Origin of the sequence: Pseudoclavibacter sp. AY1F1, assembly GCF_002931075.1 — a bacterium.
In the GTDB taxonomy this organism is placed as follows: Bacteria; Actinomycetota; Actinomycetes; order Actinomycetales; family Microbacteriaceae; genus Pseudoclavibacter.
In genome coordinates, this window is sequence record NZ_PSTQ01000016.1 from 45,094 (window position 1) to 63,261 (window position 18,168).

The window sequence follows — 18,168 nt, forward strand, 5'->3', positions numbered from 1 at the left end:
GGCCAGTCCGGCTCCGGCTAGCTGGCCGTTGCGGCCTCGGGCGCCGCGGTCGGCGTGCGCTGAAGGGCCGCGCGCAGGAGGTCAGCGTCGCGTGCGTCGAGGTTGCCGGCGAACTTGAGCAGGGCCGCCTCGCGGCCGTCGATCGTCTTGAGGGCATTGAGCATCGCCCTCGAGGCGTGCTCGGCCTCGGTCTGCGTCGCGGCGAAGCGGATGCCACGTTGCTCGTGACCGACGCGGGTCACGTCGCCCTTCGCACGGAGCCGATCGAGCGCCGTGAGGATGGTCGTGGATGCGGGGACCCGCCCGGGGAAGCGGTCCTGGATCTCGCGCGCGGTGAGGGGCTCGTCTGTGGCCCACAGGAGCCGCAGCACGACGAGTTCGAGCTCACCCCGTGCTCGAGTGCGAGTTCCTGGCATTGTGTTGCTCCAATTCTTGTCGCGGAAATGCCGTGGGGAACGTCACCCAGACAACCGCGTACACCCAGGCTATCAAGCCCTGGGCCGTGTCGCGCGGCTCGCTCTACAGTTTGTAGACTTATGTCAGCCCGTGACCCCAGCGGGACCGTGTCCCGCTGAGGGAAGGCGTGGAGCCCAATGAGAAACGTCAGCACTCGTCTGCTCATGAGCTGTGCCGCCATCGGCGTCGCCGGCGGCGTGGTGTTCACTGTCAACGCCTACATCGGCGGAGCGGTCTCCAACCTGCTGCCGCTCGTGTACGGCCTCACGATCGGCCTGTACTTCATTCCGGGCGCGCTCGCGCAGGCGCTGTTCCACCGCCCATGGGTCGGCCTCATCACCTCGGCGCTCGCCGGGCTCGTGGCGAGTCCGTTCCAGCCGATCGCGTTCGGCGCATTCCTCATCGGCGTCGGAATAGGCGTCCTGCAGGAGCTTCCATTCCTCATCACCCGCTACCGGCGCTGGCCCGTGTGGCTGTTCCTCGTGGGGTCGCTCTTCGCCGGCCTCATCATGACGGCGGCCGCGTTCCGCATCCTCGGTGGCGGCGAGTACGACCTGATCGGGACCGCCCTCCTGATCGGCAGCTTCTTCATCTCGCCTCCCTTGTGCACGATGCTCGCCGTGTGGCTCGCGAAGCGGCTCGAGCGGGCGGGCATCGGGCGCGACCTGCGCCTCGCGGAAGACCGCAGAGCGCCTAGGTGACGTGCCCGCTCCTGCGGGTCGAGCACCTCTCCGTCACCCACTTCGACGCCGCAGCCCCGCGCCCGGATGATGTCTCGTTCACGATCTCGCGCGGCGAGGCGGTGCTCCTTCTCGGCCCTTCCGGGTGTGGGAAGTCGACCCTCGCCAGGGCACTGAACGGGCTCATCCCGCAGTCGCTCGGGGCAGACATGACCGGGCAAGTGCTGCTCGCCGACGAACGGGCCGGGGACGAAGATACCGTCGAATGGAGCGATGTCGCCGAGCTCGGTGTCGCGGCCGCGAGCCAGCACGTCGCGATGGTGTTCCAGGATGCCGACGCCCAGATCGTCACGGGGCAGGTCTTCGACGAGGTCGCCTTCGGCCCCGAGAACCTGCGCCTGCCCGTCGAAGAGATCGAGGCCCGCGTCGAAGCATCGCTGGCCCAGCTTGGCCTCTGGGCGCGACGCGACGACTCCCCCGAGGTGCTCTCCGGCGGGGGCAGGCAGCGGCTCGCCATCGCGAGCGCTCTTGCGATGGGCTCCCGATTGCTTGTCCTCGACGAGCCGACGGCGAACCTCGACCAGGCGGCGAAGCACGCCATCTACCTGGCACTCGGCGAGCTCGTACGCGAGGGAACACACGGGCTCCTCCTCATTGAGCACGACCTCGATGAGGCACTCACGATCGCAACGCGCGTCATCGTCCTCGATTCCGCCGGCCGACTCGTGCTCGATGGCACGCCCCGCGAGGTCTTCGGGCAGCACGCAGGCACACTCCGCGAGCTCGGCGTCTGGTTCCCAGTCGCGCACGAGGCCGCGGCGCTCATCGCCGACAGCGGCTGGAACCTCGGGGAGGGCCCGCTGCCCTTGCTCGGACGCGAGCTCGTGCAGCGACTGGAGCACACGCGCAGGCCGTCCCCGGCCGATCTGGGCAGCAGCCTCCAGCAAACTTCGGTGACAACTCGCGCCGAACCGGCCGCGCACTCCCCTGCACCTCCCGAAACGTCACCGAAATTCGTCACACCTCCCGAGGGCACCGGGGCGCAACGGCCCGCGTCCCGCCTCGAGGTACGCGAGCTCACCGTCATTCGTGGCGGCACGCGGGTGCTCGGCCCGGCCTCGCTGAGCATCCACCCCGGCACCATCACGGCAGCCGTCGGGCACAACGGGGCGGGAAAGTCGACGCTGCTGCAGGCTCTGGCGGGCGTGCGCCGGGTTCCGCGCGGCCGCGTTCTCCTCGACGGGCAGGACATCTCACAAATGCGGGCCGGCGCTCTCCGCGCCCGTGTCGGCTACGTCTTCCAGAACCCTGAACACCAGTTCCTCACGCACACCGTGCGCGACGAGCTCGCGTTCGAGATCGGGCGAGGGAGGGCGGATGCACGGGGCCGCGTCGACGAGATGCTCGAACGCTTCGGGCTGGCAGAGCATGCCGACCGCCACCCGTTCCTCCTCTCCGGCGGGCAGAAGAGGAGGCTCACGGTCGCGGCGGCCCTCCTCGACGGGGCCGACGTGCTGGTGCTCGACGAGCCCACTTTCGGTCAGGACAAGGCGCGTGCTGACGAGCTGATCGCCCTGCTCAGGGAGCTCCACGGAGAAGGCGCCACGCTTGTGCTCGCAACGCACGACCTCCAACTGGTGACGGAGCTCGCCACGCATCTCCTGGTTCTCGAGGGTGGCACTGTCGCCGCACACGGCGAGGTCGGCGACGTCGTGTCCTCGGGTGTGCTTGAGGCCGCGGGTCTCGGCCTGCCTCCGCTCGCCCGGGCGCTCGCCGAAGTGCGCAGTCACCCCTGGCTGCGAGGCATCACCTCGATGTCGAGCCTCCAGGCTGAGCTTGCGCGCCAGTCCCCGAGCACTGTGAGCGGCGCATCGTGAGCGCAGGCAACGCGCTCGTCTCGCGCCCCAGCGTCGCGCGCTCGCGCGCCGATCGCCTGCCGTGGCTGCACCGTCGAACGCCACTCGTCAAGATCGCCGCGACGCTGCCAGCAATCGTCGCGATGTTCGTGGTGCGCGACGCTTTCAGCCCGGCGCTGCTCATCGTGCTCTGCTGCCTCGCGATCCTCAGCGGCGTGCGCGTGTCTGCGCGAAGCATCCTCGTGCTGATCTTGGGAGTACCGGCCGTGCTGGCGGTCCTCTCGGTGACCCTCGGCATCTGGGTCGATCCGAAGGTGGCCGATGAGACGTCGAGCGCCGCTCCCTTGCTCGCCGCCCTTGCACTCGACGGAACAGCGACGATCTTCGACCTCGCCGGGCGACCGTTCACCGTGGCCGCGTGGGCGACTGGCCTGGGCACAGCGCTCAGGCTCGTCGCCATCGTGCTGCTCTCCCTGGTCGGGGGCATCGCGACGGCAGGAGACGACTTCGTCCGCTCCCTGGTGCAGCACCTGCGCGTGCCGTATCGCTTCGGCTACGCGGCGATGGCGGCGTTCAGGTTCGTGCCCAGGTTCCGGTCGGAACTCGAGGTGATCCGCGCCGCCCGCCGGGTGCGAGGCATTGACCGCGGGCGAGGTCCCCTCGCGTGGCTGCGCGCGCAGCTCGACGTCGCGATCCCACTGCTCGCGGGGGCACTCCGGCATGCCGACCGCGTCGCACTGTCGATGGATGCACGCGCTTTCGGCTTCGCCCCGACGCGCACCGAGCGCCACATCCTCCAGACGGACACCGCCGATTGGGTGCTCGTCGCCACCTCCTGGGCCGCAACCGCCGCCGCGCTGCTCGCGCCGAGCATCTTGCGCTGACGCCGCCGGCATCTCACCTCTGCCCGAGCCATCGCGGCCCGTCCGGGCGAACGCGGTTGTCCGCCTGAACCACCTCGCTCGCCCGGCGAAGACTTTCCCACCCAAGTCTCGGGATGGGCTCCGCATCTCCGGATGGGTTGCACGGCATCCCGAGACGAGAACCCCATCCCGAGGTCAAGGCGCGGGCGGCTCGGTCGCAGCACGCGGAGCGACCGAGCCGCTGTGCGACTACTCGCTGGTGTTCTGCCCGAAGTTGCTCTCGGCGACGCCCCACTCGTCGGGGCCAGTCGCGAAGCGCTTGTCGTGCTTCTCAGCCTGCTCGACTTCGGCCTCGAGCTCCTCCGGGGTGTCGACGTGTTCCGGCTCGAAGAGGGAGCCCGCGGCCGGGAAGAGGTTGCCGTCGCCGTTCGCACGCTCATTGGCGAGCTGCTCGGTGCTGATGCGCGCCGCGCTTGCCTGGCCGGCGCTTTCCCCACCGGAACCTTCACCGCTCGCCACGACGTCTTCGCCCGCGCTTGCCTGGTCTGCCCGCGCCTGCGGGTCGTTCGCCTGCTGTTCGCTCATGCGCGCAACGCTACGCCGCCATCATCAACGTTCCGGGTGCGCGCGAGATGAGAGATGCCCCTCGGGACGGAGTCTTCTCCGTTCCGAGGGGCATCAGCAGCCCAACTCGCGCTGGGTGCTTAGTCCACGTACGCCATGAACGCGTCGAGTTCGGCGCCGCCAGGCCGCGCCGGGATCATGGGCGCTTCGATCTCAGCGCGCTCCAGCAGCTCCGACATCCGGCGACGCCGCTGCTTCGGGATGACGGTGACGACGGTGCCGCGCTGACCTGCACGGCCCGTACGGCCCGAGCGGTGCAGGTACGACTTGTACTCCTCGGGCATGTCCGACTGGATGACGAGCCGGATGTCGTCGACGTGGATGCCGCGTGCCGCGACGTCGGTTGCGACAAGCACGTTGACCTTGCCGCTCGTGAGCAGTCGCAGGTTGTGCGTGCGACGCCCCTGGGTGAGATCACCGTGGAGGGCAGCGGCAGGGACGCCAGCCATCGACAGCTCCGTTGCGAGGCCTTCCGCGGCGACGCGGGTCTTCGTGAAGATGAGCACACGCCCACCCGACCCTGCGAGCTGCTCGATGACGGCGCGCTTGTCGTCGCGCTCGACGACGAGGACGCTGTGGTCGATGTCGGTGTGCTGCTCTTCCTCGCCTGCGACCTCGTGCACGGAAGGCTTCTTGAGGAACTCCGTCACGAGTCGCTGCACGGCCGCGTCGAGCGTTGCCGAGAACAGCAGTCGCTGTCCGCCGGGCATCGTCATGCGAAGGATGCGCTGCACGGGCTCCAGGAAGCCGAGGTCGCACATCTGGTCGGCCTCGTCGAGCACCGTGATCTCAACCTGGTCGAGGCGCAGGAAACCCTGACGCTCGAGGTCTTCGATGCGACCTGGCGTGCCGATGACGATGTCGACGCCGCGGCCGAGGGCAGTGACCTGCCGCTGCTGGGGCACGCCGCCGTACACCTGCGTCGTGAAGAGACCGACGCTGCGGGCGATCGGCTGGATGGTGCGGTCGATCTGCAGGGCGAGCTCGCGGGTCGGCGCGACGATGAGGGCGCGGGGTGCGCGCCCGATCTTGCGCTTGCTGGCGTCGGCGTCCCGGCCGCGGGCGACGCTGAGTCGCTGCACGAGGGCTGCACCGAACGCGATGGTCTTGCCGCTGCCCGTGCGGCCGCGGCCGAGGACGTCGCGACCCTGGATCGCATCCGGAATCGTCGATGCCTGGATGGGGAAGGGGCTCGGTGCTCCGAGCTCGGCCAGTGCGTCGACGATGTTGGCGCTGAGGCCGAGGTCGCCGAAGCTCAGGCCGTCAGCGTTCTTGGCTCCGACCGCTGTCGGGGCGAGGCGCTCGAGCACACGGTCCTCGTCGTGGGATGGCGCGCGGCCTGCAGCCGACTGGCTGTGGCTGCGGTAGTCCTGGATGGCCCCGCGCTGCGGCTGGTTCGCGCCGCGCGCCGTCGGGTCGAAATGTTTGGCACTGCGGTCGCCGCGGGATCCCGCGGCCGGCTGGCGGCCGTGCGACTGACGCAGTGCGTCGTGGTGATGACGGTCGATGCGCTCGTTGCGGTCGGAGAACTGGCCGTCGCGTCCGCGTGCGCCGCCACGAGTTGGGGCTGCACCGCCGCGCGTTGGGGCGCCTCGGCGAGTGCTGTACCGGTCGTCGCCGCGTGGGCGGCTCTGGTCGGAGCTGCGCGAGCTGTCGCGGCCCCTGTCGAAGGAGTCGGCACGCCCGCCGGCATCGTAGCCACCGCGGCGGTCGTCGCCTCGGCGGTCCTCACCCCGGTCGCGGTAGCCCCCGCGGCTGTCGTCGCCACCCGTGTTGCGGCCACCACTGCGCCTGTCATCGCCGGCAGCGGGGCGCGAGCCTGAGCCGTAGCCACCGCGGCGGTCGTCGCTGCGTCCGCCGTAGCCACCGCGCCGCTCGTCACCTCCGGAACGTGCGCCGCTGCGGCGGTCGTCGCCGCCCTGGTAGGCGCGGCGCTCGTCGCTGCGTCCGGCGTAGCCACCGCGCCGCTCGTCGCCACCGGCGCGCGCGCCGCTGGAATAACCGCCGCGGCGGTCGTCGCCTCGGTTCGTGCCGCGCTCGCCGCCGCCGCCGGCCGAGCCGGAGCCGCGACGGTCGTCGCGCCCGCCGTAGCTGCCGCGACGCTCGTCGCCTGCTGCTCCGTCGCGGCGGTTCTCAGTCGCCCAGCGCGGGTTGCCGTTGGCACCTGCGCCACCGCCCGCCCGAGCGGGTCGCTCGCCTCGGCCCGAGGAATCCTTGGGGATGTAGTTGCTTGCGGGCTTGAACCCGCCCTTTGCTTTGCGTTTCGGCATGTGTGCCTTCTCTCAGTCCGGCACGCTGCTCACACAAGATTCGGCGCATGCCCAACTTGCCAGGCTAGCTCACGTTGGCTGCCATGACCAGGGCGGATGCGCCTGCCCTGATCCCCTCAGGAGACCGAGGGCGCGCATCCCGGTCTCCCGGAGTTGGGGATGCGCGCCCTCCCAGTCTCATGGGCGTCGCTACTGCGACGTCGTGACGAGGATCGTCCAAGGCCCGTCAGGCACGTCGGTCTCGTCGACGAAACGCCATGTGACGCCGTCCTCCACACCATTGATGTCAGCGAACCCCAGGCACGAGTTGAGCGCGGGCGAGACGTCCATTCCGGCACCCCCGTATCTCTCGTTCTTGGGCCTCGCATCTCCAGTACCGAACACGTACGTGTCGTCGTCGTACTCGCCGGGACCCGCGTCCTGAATCTGTCCGTAGCAGGTGCGCCCGTCGTGCTCGAGCTGCACCCACCTGTTCTTCATGAGGCTGAACTCAGGATCCGTCTTTCCTTGCGAGTAGGCGGGCTCCCCCGACCAGGGGATCATCGATTGGCGCATTCCGGCCGCCCGCTGGTTGTTGACGTCGTCAAACGGGAGGTCGAGGTAGAAAGGATTTTCCTTGGCGGTTGTCTGCGTGGGAAAGAAGTTGTTCTCAGCAGACCTGGCTTCGGTCTGGCAGACCCCTTCCACGATGACGCCGTCGCATCCCCCGTAGTTGGCGTACCAGTTGTCGTCGTACGTCGAGAACATCTGGCTGCCGTCAGCGGCGTTCGGATCGAAGACCTCCCCGACCCAGAACGTGGTTGCGACGATCTCCGTGTGCCACGGATACGCCTTCTCCATCCCGGCGCCGCGAGCCACCTCCGACTCGGCGCACGCGGCGCTACTCACGAGGAGCAGCGCCGACGCCAGCACGACGGTGGACCGTGACGGCCGAGGCACCCTTAGAACCACCTTGGCCTGCATTCGGAGAAGAGCCCGATCTTGATGATCCCGCCCTTTTTGTATGAGTAGAGCTTCAGCCAGGGATCGAACAAGTAGTTGCCCGTCGGGTCGACGTAGTATCCCCCGAAGCCGAAGCCGGTGTAGGTCCACGACGCCGAGCACTTCAGATCCTTCGGCGCCCGAGGTGGCACCGTCGGTGTGGGCGTTGGTGTGGGCGTCGGCGTCGCAGTCGGCGTCGGCGTGGGCGTGGGCGTCGCAGTCGGCGTCGGCGTCGGCGTGGGCGTGGGCGTCGCAGTCGGCGTCGGCGTCGGCGTGGCAGTCGGCGTCGGCGTCGGCGTGGCAGTCGGCGTCGGCGTCGGCGTGGCAGTCGGCGTCACCGTCGGCTCTCCCGCACCCACCACCACCATCGAAGAAGCGTTGAGTGTCAGGGAACCGTTCGAGAAGACAGTCAGCCCGAACGACATCGCAGTCGCGTCGGCCGGCAGCGCTGGAGTTGTCCACTTCGCCTCGCTCGATGCAGGGCTCGGATCGAACCAAGGACTCGACACCCAGTAGCGCCAGGACCCGCGAGCATCTCGCACGTACACCGCGAACTGTGTGTCGACAGTCGAGGTGTGTGTTGCACTGAGCTCATAGCTCGCGCCCGGTTCGGCGGCCGGCGCGCACTCGCCCAGGTCGAATTTCTGCATGAGCGACGAAGAGCCGCTCTCGTAGTTGCTGACGTCGACAACCATCTTCATGCCGCTGTCGACGCGAGTGAATTCGGCGGTGTGAGTTCCCCACGAGTTGGTTTCCCAGCAAGTCGGCGTGGAGGCGCCGGCCGGCCAGCTGTCAAGTCCCGGGTTCACGACACGGTTGCCGTTCGTTGCGGTTTGGCCGGGGTCCCAGTCGCCGTAGCGCACAGGCTTTGCCACGCCGCCGATGACGGAATCGGTGGTTCGCACCTCAATGCGTCCTGCCGCGACCTCAGTTTGGAGGTAGCTCGCGAAGGTCTCGAGGATCTCGGTCGTGACGCCGATGGTCGAGCACCCCGCGGTCTCGCAGACCTGGTGGAACGTGATCGGCATCCATCCGATGCCCGCGTTCTGCACCTGCCCGACAAGTCCCTTCAAATCGTCCAGCGTCCAGGTCTGCTCGACCTGGGCTGGCGCTCGGAGCACAAATGGGTCAAGTGGTGGGATGCTCTCGGCCGGCGGGCAGTCGGTGCAGCCCGCAGGCGACCGCAGGTCGCCGAGGAGCCTGGCGCTGTTGAAGCCGCACTCCTCAACCGCTGCTCTCGCGGAATCGCTGAAGCCGGCGTACGGGTAGGCGAAGCTTGTGGTGATGAAACCCAGGTCGGCGAGGTTCGCACGGTCGGTGCACGCCTGCCTGATCGCCTCACCCTTGCTGACGCTCGACAGGTCGACGTGGCTTGTCGTGTGGGAGCCGATCTCGTGGCCCGCGTTCTTCAGACGCAGGAGGTCACTTGCGGAGAGGTACCCCTCCGTGTCGACGGCACCGCTCTGCACGTAGAACGTGCCGTCGAGGCCGTGCCGGTCGAGGATCTCGGCACCGAGGAGCTGGTCGATAGTGCCATCGTCGAAGGCGAGCGTGACGACAGGAACCAGCGGTTCGTGAGGTTCGAGCGGTGCCGACGGTCGCACAGCCGCTGCTCCGGCGCCAGTGGCCAGAGCCAGCGAGAGGACCATCGCTAGTGGTGCGGCGAATCGTTTGAGGTTGCCGACCGCGGAGAGACGCGCGCTTGACTGCTGCTGGCCGTTCAAATGCTCTGGGCAGTCTCGAGCCGGCCGCGCACCCCCTCGATGACGGCGTCGATGATCCCCTCGAGCGGGAGCTGCGGCTTGTACCCGATGAGCTCGGCCGCCAGTGTGTTGTTCGGGACGCGGCGCTGCATGTCCTCGTAGCCCTCGCCGTAGGCTTCCGAGTACGGCACCAGAACGATGTCGCTGGAGCTGCCGGTACGGTCCCGCACGATCGTTGCGAGTTCCAGGATGGAAACCTCCCGTGCACCTCCGAGGTTCACGGCTCGCGCATGCGCACGCTCCTCCTCGACGAGCGCGATCATGGCTGGAGCCACCTCACCGACGTACCCGAAGCAACGGCTCTGCGAGCCATCGCCGTACACCGTGAGCGGCTCACCGCTCAGCGCCTGGCGGACCAGACTGGGCACGACCATCCCGTATCTCCCCGTCTGTCGCGGGCCGACGGTGTTGAAAGGGCGGGCGATCGCGACACGGAGGCCGTGCTCCCTGGCGTAGGCGTGCGCAAACGACTCATCGAGGCCCTTCGCGGCCGCGTAGGTCCATCGCGCTGTCAGCGGAGAGCCGAGAATACGGTCTGCACCCTCGTCGAGCGCATCAGCCGTGTTCTTGCCGTAGATCTCGCTCGTCGAGGCAAGCATCACGGCCGCGTTGTGGCGCAGGGCCGCTTCGAGTACGTTCTCGGTGCCGTGGAGGTTCGTGCGGAGACTCTTGAGCGGCTCGTTGAGGATCGTGTGAACACCGACCGCGGCAGCCAGGTGGAAGACACGGTCCACGTTCGAGACGAGCTCGCCGACGAGCGTCGCGTCTAGCACGCTGCCTTCCACGAAACGGACCGAGGAGATGGCCCCGTCCAGGTTTTCGAGCCGGCCCGTTGAGAGGTCGTCGAGGACAACAACCTCATCGCCTCTCGCCACCAGCTCGTCGGTGAGATGGCTGCCGATGAATCCGGCGCCACCGGTGATCAAAGTTCGCATGTTCGTGCTGTGTCCTTCTTTTCTACTACCTGATTGAGGATGGATGCGGCCGGTTGAGGACCTAGATCAGGCTCAGACCGGCGCGAGGTTCGAGTGTGTACGTGGCGTCCAGGACGCGGGGGTGCCGTTCCAGCCACGTCAGTTCGGTGTCATCGTGTTTGGTGTGCAGCAGCACGAGGTCGGCGTCTGCGTGGTGGACTTCGTCGCTCGCAACGAGGACCTCACCGTCGGCAAGGCGAATGGCGGGCACCCTGGAGTCCACGAAGGAGACCCGCGTGCCTTGCTTTCGGAGGATCTCTATGACCTCGATGGCCGTCGACTCGCGAACATCGGCCACGTTGGGCTTGTAAGCCACACCGAGGACGACAACGCGGGCGCTCTTGGGCGGAACACCTGCGTCCGCAAGCATCGAGTTGATTCGCGACGCGACGCGACGCGGCCTATGCGCGATGCCGGTCATCGCCTGTTCGAGAATTGGTGACGCCACCCGATTAGCCCGCAGCTGCCAGAGCAGATAGTGCGGGTCGCAGGGGATGCAGTGGCCGCCGACCCCGGGCCCAGGACGGAACGGCATGAAACCGTACGGCTTCGTTGCGGCCGCGTCGATCACATCGGTGACCGGAACGCCCAGCTCGCGGCACACATTGGCGAACTCGTTGATGAAGGCGATGTTCACTGCCCGGAAGGTGTTCTCGAGGAGTTTCGACGCTTCTGCGATCTCCAGGGTGTCGACGGTGTGCGTCGCGTCGACGTAGCGGCCGAGCATCGCAGCGGCTTCTGCCGCGCACTCGGGCGTGAAGCCTCCGACCACGCGCGGCACTTCCTCGTGACCGAACGCTTCGTCGGCCGGGTTGATGCGCTCCGAGCTGAAGGCAACGTGCACGTCGATACCAGGCTGGAGACCACGAGCAAGCAGCGGCTCGACGAGCAAGTCCCTGGTGCATCCAACGTAGGACGTCGATGTGAGCATGAGCAGCTGGCCCGGCGTCGCTGCTTCGATCATCGCCGCACAAGCCCCCTCAAGCGCACGGAGGTCCGGAACGGCGTGCGCGTCGATCGGCGTCGGCACGCAGACGATCACGGCCCGCGCCCGTGCGAGGAGCGAGATGTCGTTGGAGAGCGTCCAAGCGCTCTCCGTGGCATTGGCGACCCCGAGACGCCGACGGTCGCTCTCAACCAGGTCGACCTGGCCAGAACGGATAGCCGCAAGCCTTCCCTCGCTGATGTCGACGCCGAGCACCCGCGAACCAGCGGCGCAGAATGCCAGCGCGGTCGGCAGACCAACGTAACCGAGCCCGAGAATCGCGATATCGAAGTCTCGAACGGATGTTGCAGACTCTGGATTCCTCAGTAGTGACCGTACCCGCGACAATTGACGCCCCCCCAGCGACGAAGTAAACAAAGATAACCGCAAGTGCGTCCCCCACCGATGCACCTCTCGACCTGCGACCGAGGCTACCCCGCAAGTGCCAGCACCGAAAACTCCGACGTTGATCCTTGCAGTCCAACACCCGTATTTTCACGAGTTTTCGGCCCGATAGGCGAAGGAAATAGGCCAAAGTGGGGAGACTCTCGTGACAACACAGGTTCGCGTGGAGAACGCTCCGACACTCCAGAAGTGAGCGGTTAATCACGCCGAGTTCGGCACAACTGCTAGGCTTCAGTCGTGCCGAACGAAGTCCTGCTGCTCTCGGCGCTGATCCTCTTCGTATTCGTCGGAGCGAACGCGTCCTTCTGGACAGTGACCTCCGCCATCCGCGCTGCTCGAGAACGACGGTCACGCCTGAGCGAACTCGACCACCTCGGCAGTGGCACGGGCTCGTTCCTGCAGCCGCGCGACGTGGCAATCCTCATCGCTGCGCACAACGAGGAGCGCGGCATTCAACGCACGGTGAGCTCCGCGGGAAGCCACGTGCCGCTGACGAACGTATTCGTTGCCTCCGACGGCTCGAAGGACGCTACGTCCGCCATCGCGAGAGCAGAGGGTGCAAATGTCGTCGACATCTCGCCCAATCGCGGGAAGGCGGGCGCGCTGGAGTTCGCCATCGACTGGTTCAGGCTCGCAGACCGCTTCGATTTCCTTCTGCTGCTCGACGCTGACACGGTCCTCGCACCGGACTATTTGGATTTCGCGCTGCCGCTCTTCGCGGACGATGACGTTGTGGCCGTAGCCGGCACAGCCCGCACCGCCCTGTTTCCCGGCCCGACATCCCGTTTCGGCGAGCTCCTGATCACTCACCGCGATCGGATGTACGTCGTCCTGCAATATCTGCTGAAGTTCGGCCAGGCGGCCCGCTTCGCGAACGCGGTCATGATCGTGCCGGGCTTCGCATCGCTCTACCGCACTCGCATCCTCAAGCATCTCGACATCGCAGCACCGGGGCTCGTCATCGAGGACTACAACATGACATTCGAGGTGCATGCGAAACGTCTCGGACGCATCGCGTTCGATCCTCGAGTCGCCACGGCGTATACGCAGGATCCCGACACGCTGCGCAGCTACGTCGCGCAAGTGCGGCGCTGGAACCTGGGTTTCTGGCAGACACTGCGGCGGCATTCAGGGATGCAGGCTCGCTTTGCTGCTCTGACCACCATTTCCGTCATCGAGATCACGCTGAGCTCACTCTTCATCGTGCTCACGCCCGTGCTCGTGCTGGCATCGCTTGTCATCGGCCTGCCCGGAGTGGTGGCTGCAGACTCTCTCGAAGTCCTGGCGGCGCGTTTCCCGGCACTCCTGATCCTGATCGCTTTCTTCGTCGCCGACCTGTCGCTCACGCTCGTCGCCGTCTGCATCTCGCGACGCCCGGCTTTCGTGAAGTGGGCCCTGTTCCTGCCGCTCTTGCGCTGGCTGGACGCGGCGCTCTGTCTGCAGGCCGCGCTCCTCAGTTTCAAGCGCGGCAGCGACGGGCGCTGGCGAAGTCCCGTCCGACGCTAGGAGCGAGCTCGACAGGCGTTCATTCGACGTTGGCGGCGGCGAGCTCCTCGTCGATGCGTGCTTCTCGGCGGGCTCTGCGGCGCTCGAGTGGGCCCTCGACAACTGAATAGAGCGCCGGCAGAACCAGCAGTGTCAGAACAGTGGAAGAAAGCAACCCTCCAATGACCACAAGCGCGAGCGGCTGCGAGATGAAACCGCCGTGGCCGGTGATGCCGAGTGCCATCGGGGTGAGGGCGAGCATCGTGGCGAGCGCCGTCATGACGATGGGGCGGACACGCCTAGCGCCGCCGGCGACGAGAGCCTCGCGCACTGCGAGGCCGCGCTCCCTGAACTGGTTGACGAGGTCGATGAGCACGATGGCGTTTGTGACGACCACGCCGATGAGCATGAGGACGCCGATGAGGGACGCGACTCCGAGCGGCACGCCGCTTGCGAGTTGCAGCAGGATCGCTCCCGTGGCCGCGAAGGGAACGGACACGAGCAGGAGCAGCGGCTGGAGGAGGCTCTTGAAGGTGGCCACCATGACGATGTAGACGATGAGGATCGCCGCGAGGAGCGCGAGCCCGAGCTGCTGGAAGGCAGCCGCCTGATCTGAGCTGACACCGCCGAGCACGGCGGTGGCGCCCTCCGGCAACGTCAGCGTCTCGAGCTGCTCGGTGATGAGCGCGTTCGCCGAGCTGAGGTTGTCGTCGGTGGGCACGACCGTGACGGATGCGAGCGGCACGCCTCGCTCCGACGAGATCGAGACTGGCCCGTCGACGATCTCGACCGTGGCGAGGGTGGTGAGGGGTACCGGGCCGAGGGCGGTCGGGATGCTCGTGGCGCGAAGCGCGTCGAGGTTCGCGGGCGGTTCGGATCCGAGCAGAACTACCTGCACGCTCGACCCGTCGACGGTGAGGGAGCCGACCGGGGTCGGCTGCAGCTGCTGCGCGACGATGGCGCCGATGGCGGTCTGGCTGAGCCCGTACTGGGCTGCTGTCGCCTGGTCGATATCCATCTGTACGAACGGGCGCGTCTCGTCGAGGTCGCTTGTGACTTCACCGAGTTGTTCGACGCCTGCGAGCACCGCCACGACCTGATCGCTTGCTTCGCGGAGGGTCTCGGCGTCCGGCGCGGTGAGGTCGACGCTGATCGCGCTCGAGAAGCCCGCGCTGCCCCCGCCTCCGACGGAGATCTCACCGGTTTCTTCCGGGAGGGCGTCGAGCTCCTCACGGAGCTCGGCCTGGATGGCGTCGGAGTCGGCGTCGGTCGACGTGGTCACGGAGAAGGTCGCGCGGGATGCGCCGCCACCCGTGAAGAGCGACGCTGCGCCGCCGCCGCCGATCGTGAGCTGCACGGTCTCGACGCCTTCCTTGGCGCGGATGATGTCCTCGACCTGCGACGCCGCTTCGCCCGAAGCGGCAAGGGTGAGGTTGGGCTCGAGCGACTGCGTCACCGTGAAGCTGTTGCTTCCGGTGTTGCCGAGGAAGTTGGTCTTCATGAGCGGCGCGAGGGCACCGGTGAGGATGAGGATGAGGAGCGCCGCGCCGAGGGTGATGAAGGGGCGACGCAGGGTCCAGCCCAGCACAGGCTCGTATCCGCGCTGCAACCAGCTCGACTCCTCGCCTGCACCTGCGAGCTCGGAGTCCGGCCCATTCCCGGCGCCGCCTGAGACTGCGGCCTCCTGCTCGGCCTGACGGCGCAGTGCGCGGCGAGGGTGGAGCTCTTCATCGTCGCTTCGCAGTCCGAGTGGAGCGAAGCGTCCGACGTCGCGCTGCGCGCGTTCGCGCCGCGGGCGTGCCCGGACCGGCTCGACGGCCACCTCGGTGCTGCCCGTTGAGGTCGAGGGCTCGCGGACGGCGAGGTCACTCGTTGTGGGTGCGGCGTCGTTTGCGAGCACCTGCGATGGCCCACGCTCCTGCACCGGTTCGGCAGGTGCAGGACCGTCGCCGTTCCCTGCCCAGGTCTCCGCGGTACCGACGCGAGCCTTGCGCTTCAGGTGCCTGCCGCCGAGCATCCAGTACGCGAGCACCGGCACGATCGTGAGCGAGACGAGCAACGACGCGAGCAGTGCGATAACACTCGTGAGGGCGAATGGCCGGAAGAGCTCACCGGAGATATCGCCGACAAACGCGATCGGCAGGTAGACCGCGACCGTCGCGATCGTGGCGCTCGTGACAGCGGTCGCCACTTCACGGACTGCCTCGGTGATGACGCGCACCCGCTCGCTGCCGCGAAGGCTCGCGCCCGGATGCATGGACATGTGCCGCTTGATGTTCTCGATGACGACGATGGAGTCGTCGACGACGCGTCCGATCGCGATCGTGAGGGCACCGAGCGTGAGGATGTTGAGCGAGTACTCGGCCGCCTGCAGACCGATGAACGTCACCAGCAACGACGTAGGAATCGAGATCGCGGTGACCAGCGTCGCGCGGAACGACAGCAGGAACACGAAGATGACGATGACGGCGAACACCAGGCCGAGGAGGCCCTCGACGACAAGCGTGTCGATGGACTGCTGGATGAACGGCGCCTGGTCGAAGACGATCTGGAGGGTCGCTCCCCCACCGATGGAGGCCTGCAGGGCCGGGAGCGCATCCCGAACGGCCTGCGACACCTCGACGGTGTTGGCGTTCGCGAGCTTCGTGACGGACACCGTGAGCGCGTCTTCGCCGTTGACCCGGGAGATGGAGGTCGCGGGCTCAGGTCCGAGCTGCAGTGTGGCGACGTCGCCGAGGGTGGTGGTGGGCGGCGTCGCTCCGCTCAGAGGAAGCGCGGCGATGGCGTCGACGTTATCGAGGAGCGTGCCGGCCTGCACGGTGAGAGCGTCGTCGCCCTCAGTGATCTGGCCGATAGGGATGAGTGTGCCGGCCGCGTCGAGCGTGTCTCTGATGTTCTGAATGCTGGCGCCCGCCCCCGCGAGCGCCGCCTGGTCTGGCGTGATCTCTATGCGAGAGACGGGAGCTCCGCTGACGGCGGCTTCGCGCACGCCATCGAGTTCCGTAAGGCCGGGCACGGTTGAGCTTTCGAGGCTCGCTGCGAGCTCCTCGGCGTTCGTGCCGCCCGTCGCCGCGATCTGGATGACCGGGAAGTCGTCGATCGACCCGCTCAGCACAGTCGTCTCAGTGCCTTCCGGCAGCTGGCTCTCGATGCGGTTGAGCGCCTGTTGGATGCGCTGTTCCGCGTAGACGGTGTCGGTCCCGTACTCGAACTCGACGGTCACGGACGAGAGGTTGGCGCTCGACGTGACCTGCGTGGAAGACAGCCCCTGAAGCCCCTGGAGCGACGTTTCCACGAGACGGGAGACGTCCTCATCCACGATCTCGGGCGACGCCCCGGGATAGGTCGTGACGACCGACACGATGGGCAGGGAGACCGACGGGATCAGCTCCTGCTTGAGCGAGGTCATCGACAGGCCACCGAAGAGGAGCACGGAGAGCGTCACAAGGGCGATCAGCGCGCGGTTTCTCAAGCTCATCTCAGCGAGTTTGTGCACGCCGTCAGTCTTGCACGCACCTCCGACAGCAGCCGAAACCCCGCTGAGCGCTTCCCGAATCCGTCATCATGTGCGTCAGAGCGGCGAGCCGGTCGAAGCTGCGCCCCCTCGCCTCAGACCGGACCGAGCGTGACCCAGAGACCGAGGGCGGGCAGCGGGAACGCGAACAGCAGCCCCGCGACGAGGTTGAGCACCCAGTAACGCCGGAGGATAGCCGCGAACTCGCGCAGGATCGCGCTCGGCCAGTAGTAGTGCGCGACGGGCGCCTGCACGGCCTGCGCGTCGATGCCCAGCTCGCGCGCCAGCATCGCCGCCCGCATCGCGTGATAGTTGCTCGTGGCGATGATGCCGGGGCCGGTCACGTCCTCACCCTCGAGGATCGCCTGTGTGAACCGCAGGTTCTCCTCCGTGTTCACCGATTCCTCTTCGCTCAGGATGCGCGGCTGGGCCGCCCCCGCCGTCACTTCGAGAGCACCCTGCCGGTCGCGAGCATTGGCGGGGTCGAGCGCCCACTCGCGCATCGCGCGCCCTTCGGCGAGCGCCTCGTCGCTTCCCTGCCCGCCAGACATCACGACGACCGATGCCCCGACGCGGTGTGCCGCATCCATCCCAGTGCGGATGCGGGATGCGAGCAGCGGCGGCACGCGGCGACCTCCGGAGAGCCCAGACCCGAGAACAACAACCCAGGTGCCGACCGCTCCGCGCACCATCCGCGAGTAGAGCCACGAGTATCCGAGGAACAGCACGAACGCCGCACCGAGGTAGGCGGCGCCGAGCGCGAAGAAGAGGGCGACCGACAAGAAGGCGTCACTCTTGACCAGCACCGCCGCGAATGGGAGCGCGGCCAGCGCCGTCAAGACGAGTGCGAGCACAAGCGAGAGCAAGTTGCCGAGGGACCGCCCCTCTCGTCTGATCATGCGAGCACCGTTGAGGAACAGCATGACGATGAGCACAAGCAGCAGCAGGGGCGAGAGCAGAAGCGGCAGCCAGGTGAGCGCGCCAACAAGCTGCGAGACCTGCCGGTCGAAGCTGGAGAGGGCGCCGAGCAGCACGACAGCTGCGGCCACGATCCAGGCGCCGTTGCTCAGCCGACGAGGTTCAGAGCGCGTCCGGTGGACGGCGACGGCTGCGAGCCCGGCCCCGACGAGCAGAGCGACGAGCACCGACACCCATGTCAGATCCTGCGTGTCGATGTGCTGCTCCTTCTTGGTGCATCCGGCAGGACGTGCCGGATCGCCTCAGTGTGCCGGATCGCCTCAGTATGCCGCACCGACGCATCGGCACCCCTCGCCACGTATTCGCGATATAGCGCGAATACTCAGACTCGCGA

General features: G+C 67.5%; 13 protein-coding genes. 4 read left to right on the forward strand and 9 right to left on the reverse strand.

Annotated features, from left to right (window positions below; translation table 11 throughout):
• Positions 1-17: 17 nt before the first annotated feature.
• Positions 18-416, reverse strand: a complete 399-nt coding sequence (locus C5B85_RS17445; protein ID WP_104287277.1) for a BlaI/MecI/CopY family transcriptional regulator — start codon at positions 414-416, stop codon at positions 18-20.
• Positions 417-593: 177 nt separating this feature from the next.
• Here C5B85_RS17445 and C5B85_RS17450 point away from each other — a divergent pair, with 177 nt between their 5' ends.
• Genes C5B85_RS17450 through C5B85_RS17460 form a run of 3 tightly spaced genes read left to right on the forward strand, consistent with a single transcriptional unit; the run spans position 594 to position 3,876 of the window.
• Entirely contained in the window at positions 594-1,157 is a 564-nt protein-coding gene (locus tag C5B85_RS17450) for an ECF transporter S component (protein ID WP_104287278.1), read from the forward strand.
• Positions 1,154-3,013: an ABC transporter ATP-binding protein gene (locus C5B85_RS17455; RefSeq protein ID WP_104287279.1), complete on the forward strand. Its 1,860-nt coding sequence runs from the start codon at positions 1,154-1,156 to the stop codon at positions 3,011-3,013. Before C5B85_RS17450 ends, C5B85_RS17455 begins: the two co-directional genes overlap by 4 nt.
• The gene (locus C5B85_RS17460; RefSeq protein WP_181064490.1) at positions 3,010-3,876 is read left to right on the forward strand and encodes an energy-coupling factor transporter transmembrane component T; all 867 of its coding nucleotides are present in this window, start codon (positions 3,010-3,012) and stop codon (positions 3,874-3,876) included. Before C5B85_RS17455 ends, C5B85_RS17460 begins: the two co-directional genes overlap by 4 nt.
• 228 nt (positions 3,877-4,104) lie before the next feature.
• Here the strand turns inward: C5B85_RS17460 and C5B85_RS17465 are convergent, their stop codons facing one another.
• The 6 genes from C5B85_RS17465 to C5B85_RS17490 all read right to left on the reverse strand — a co-directional run bounded on the left by C5B85_RS17465 (position 4,105) and on the right by C5B85_RS17490 (position 11,863).
• Entirely contained in the window at positions 4,105-4,440 is a 336-nt protein-coding gene (locus tag C5B85_RS17465) for a hypothetical protein (RefSeq protein ID WP_104287281.1), read from the reverse strand.
• 119 nt (positions 4,441-4,559) lie between these two features.
• Positions 4,560-6,749, reverse strand: coding sequence for a DEAD/DEAH box helicase (locus C5B85_RS17470; RefSeq protein ID WP_104287282.1), 2,190 nt, complete (start codon positions 6,747-6,749; stop codon positions 4,560-4,562).
• Between the two features lie 189 nt (positions 6,750-6,938).
• Positions 6,939-7,688: a hypothetical protein gene (locus C5B85_RS17475; protein ID WP_258070888.1), complete on the reverse strand. Its 750-nt coding sequence runs from the start codon at positions 7,686-7,688 to the stop codon at positions 6,939-6,941.
• Positions 7,689-7,690: 2 nt separating this feature from the next.
• Complete coding sequence (locus C5B85_RS17480) at positions 7,691-9,334, reverse strand: polysaccharide deacetylase family protein (protein WP_181064491.1); 1,644 nt, start codon at positions 9,332-9,334, stop codon at positions 7,691-7,693.
• A 116-nt stretch (positions 9,335-9,450) separates the two neighbouring features.
• Positions 9,451-10,428, reverse strand: coding sequence for an NAD-dependent epimerase/dehydratase family protein (locus tag C5B85_RS17485; RefSeq protein ID WP_104287285.1), 978 nt, complete (start codon positions 10,426-10,428; stop codon positions 9,451-9,453).
• Between the two features lie 61 nt (positions 10,429-10,489).
• Positions 10,490-11,863 (reverse strand): nucleotide sugar dehydrogenase, encoded by a 1,374-nt coding sequence (locus C5B85_RS17490; protein WP_258070889.1) that lies wholly within the window; start codon positions 11,861-11,863, stop codon positions 10,490-10,492.
• 231 nt (positions 11,864-12,094) lie between these two features.
• Between C5B85_RS17490 and C5B85_RS17495 the strand changes: the two genes are divergently transcribed.
• Positions 12,095-13,363 carry a glycosyltransferase gene (locus tag C5B85_RS17495; RefSeq protein ID WP_104287286.1) on the forward strand — a complete coding sequence of 423 codons (1,269 nt, stop codon included), beginning with the start codon at positions 12,095-12,097 and terminating at the stop codon, positions 13,361-13,363.
• 19 nt (positions 13,364-13,382) lie between these two features.
• Here the strand turns inward: C5B85_RS17495 and C5B85_RS19660 are convergent, their stop codons facing one another.
• Positions 13,383-16,838, reverse strand: coding sequence for an efflux RND transporter permease subunit (locus C5B85_RS19660; RefSeq protein WP_258070890.1), 3,456 nt, complete (start codon positions 16,836-16,838; stop codon positions 13,383-13,385).
• A 113-nt stretch (positions 16,839-16,951) separates the two neighbouring features.
• Positions 16,952-18,007 carry a YdcF family protein gene (locus C5B85_RS17510; protein ID WP_104287287.1) on the reverse strand — a complete coding sequence of 352 codons (1,056 nt, stop codon included), beginning with the start codon at positions 18,005-18,007 and terminating at the stop codon, positions 16,952-16,954.
• Positions 18,008-18,168 lie beyond the last annotated feature (161 nt).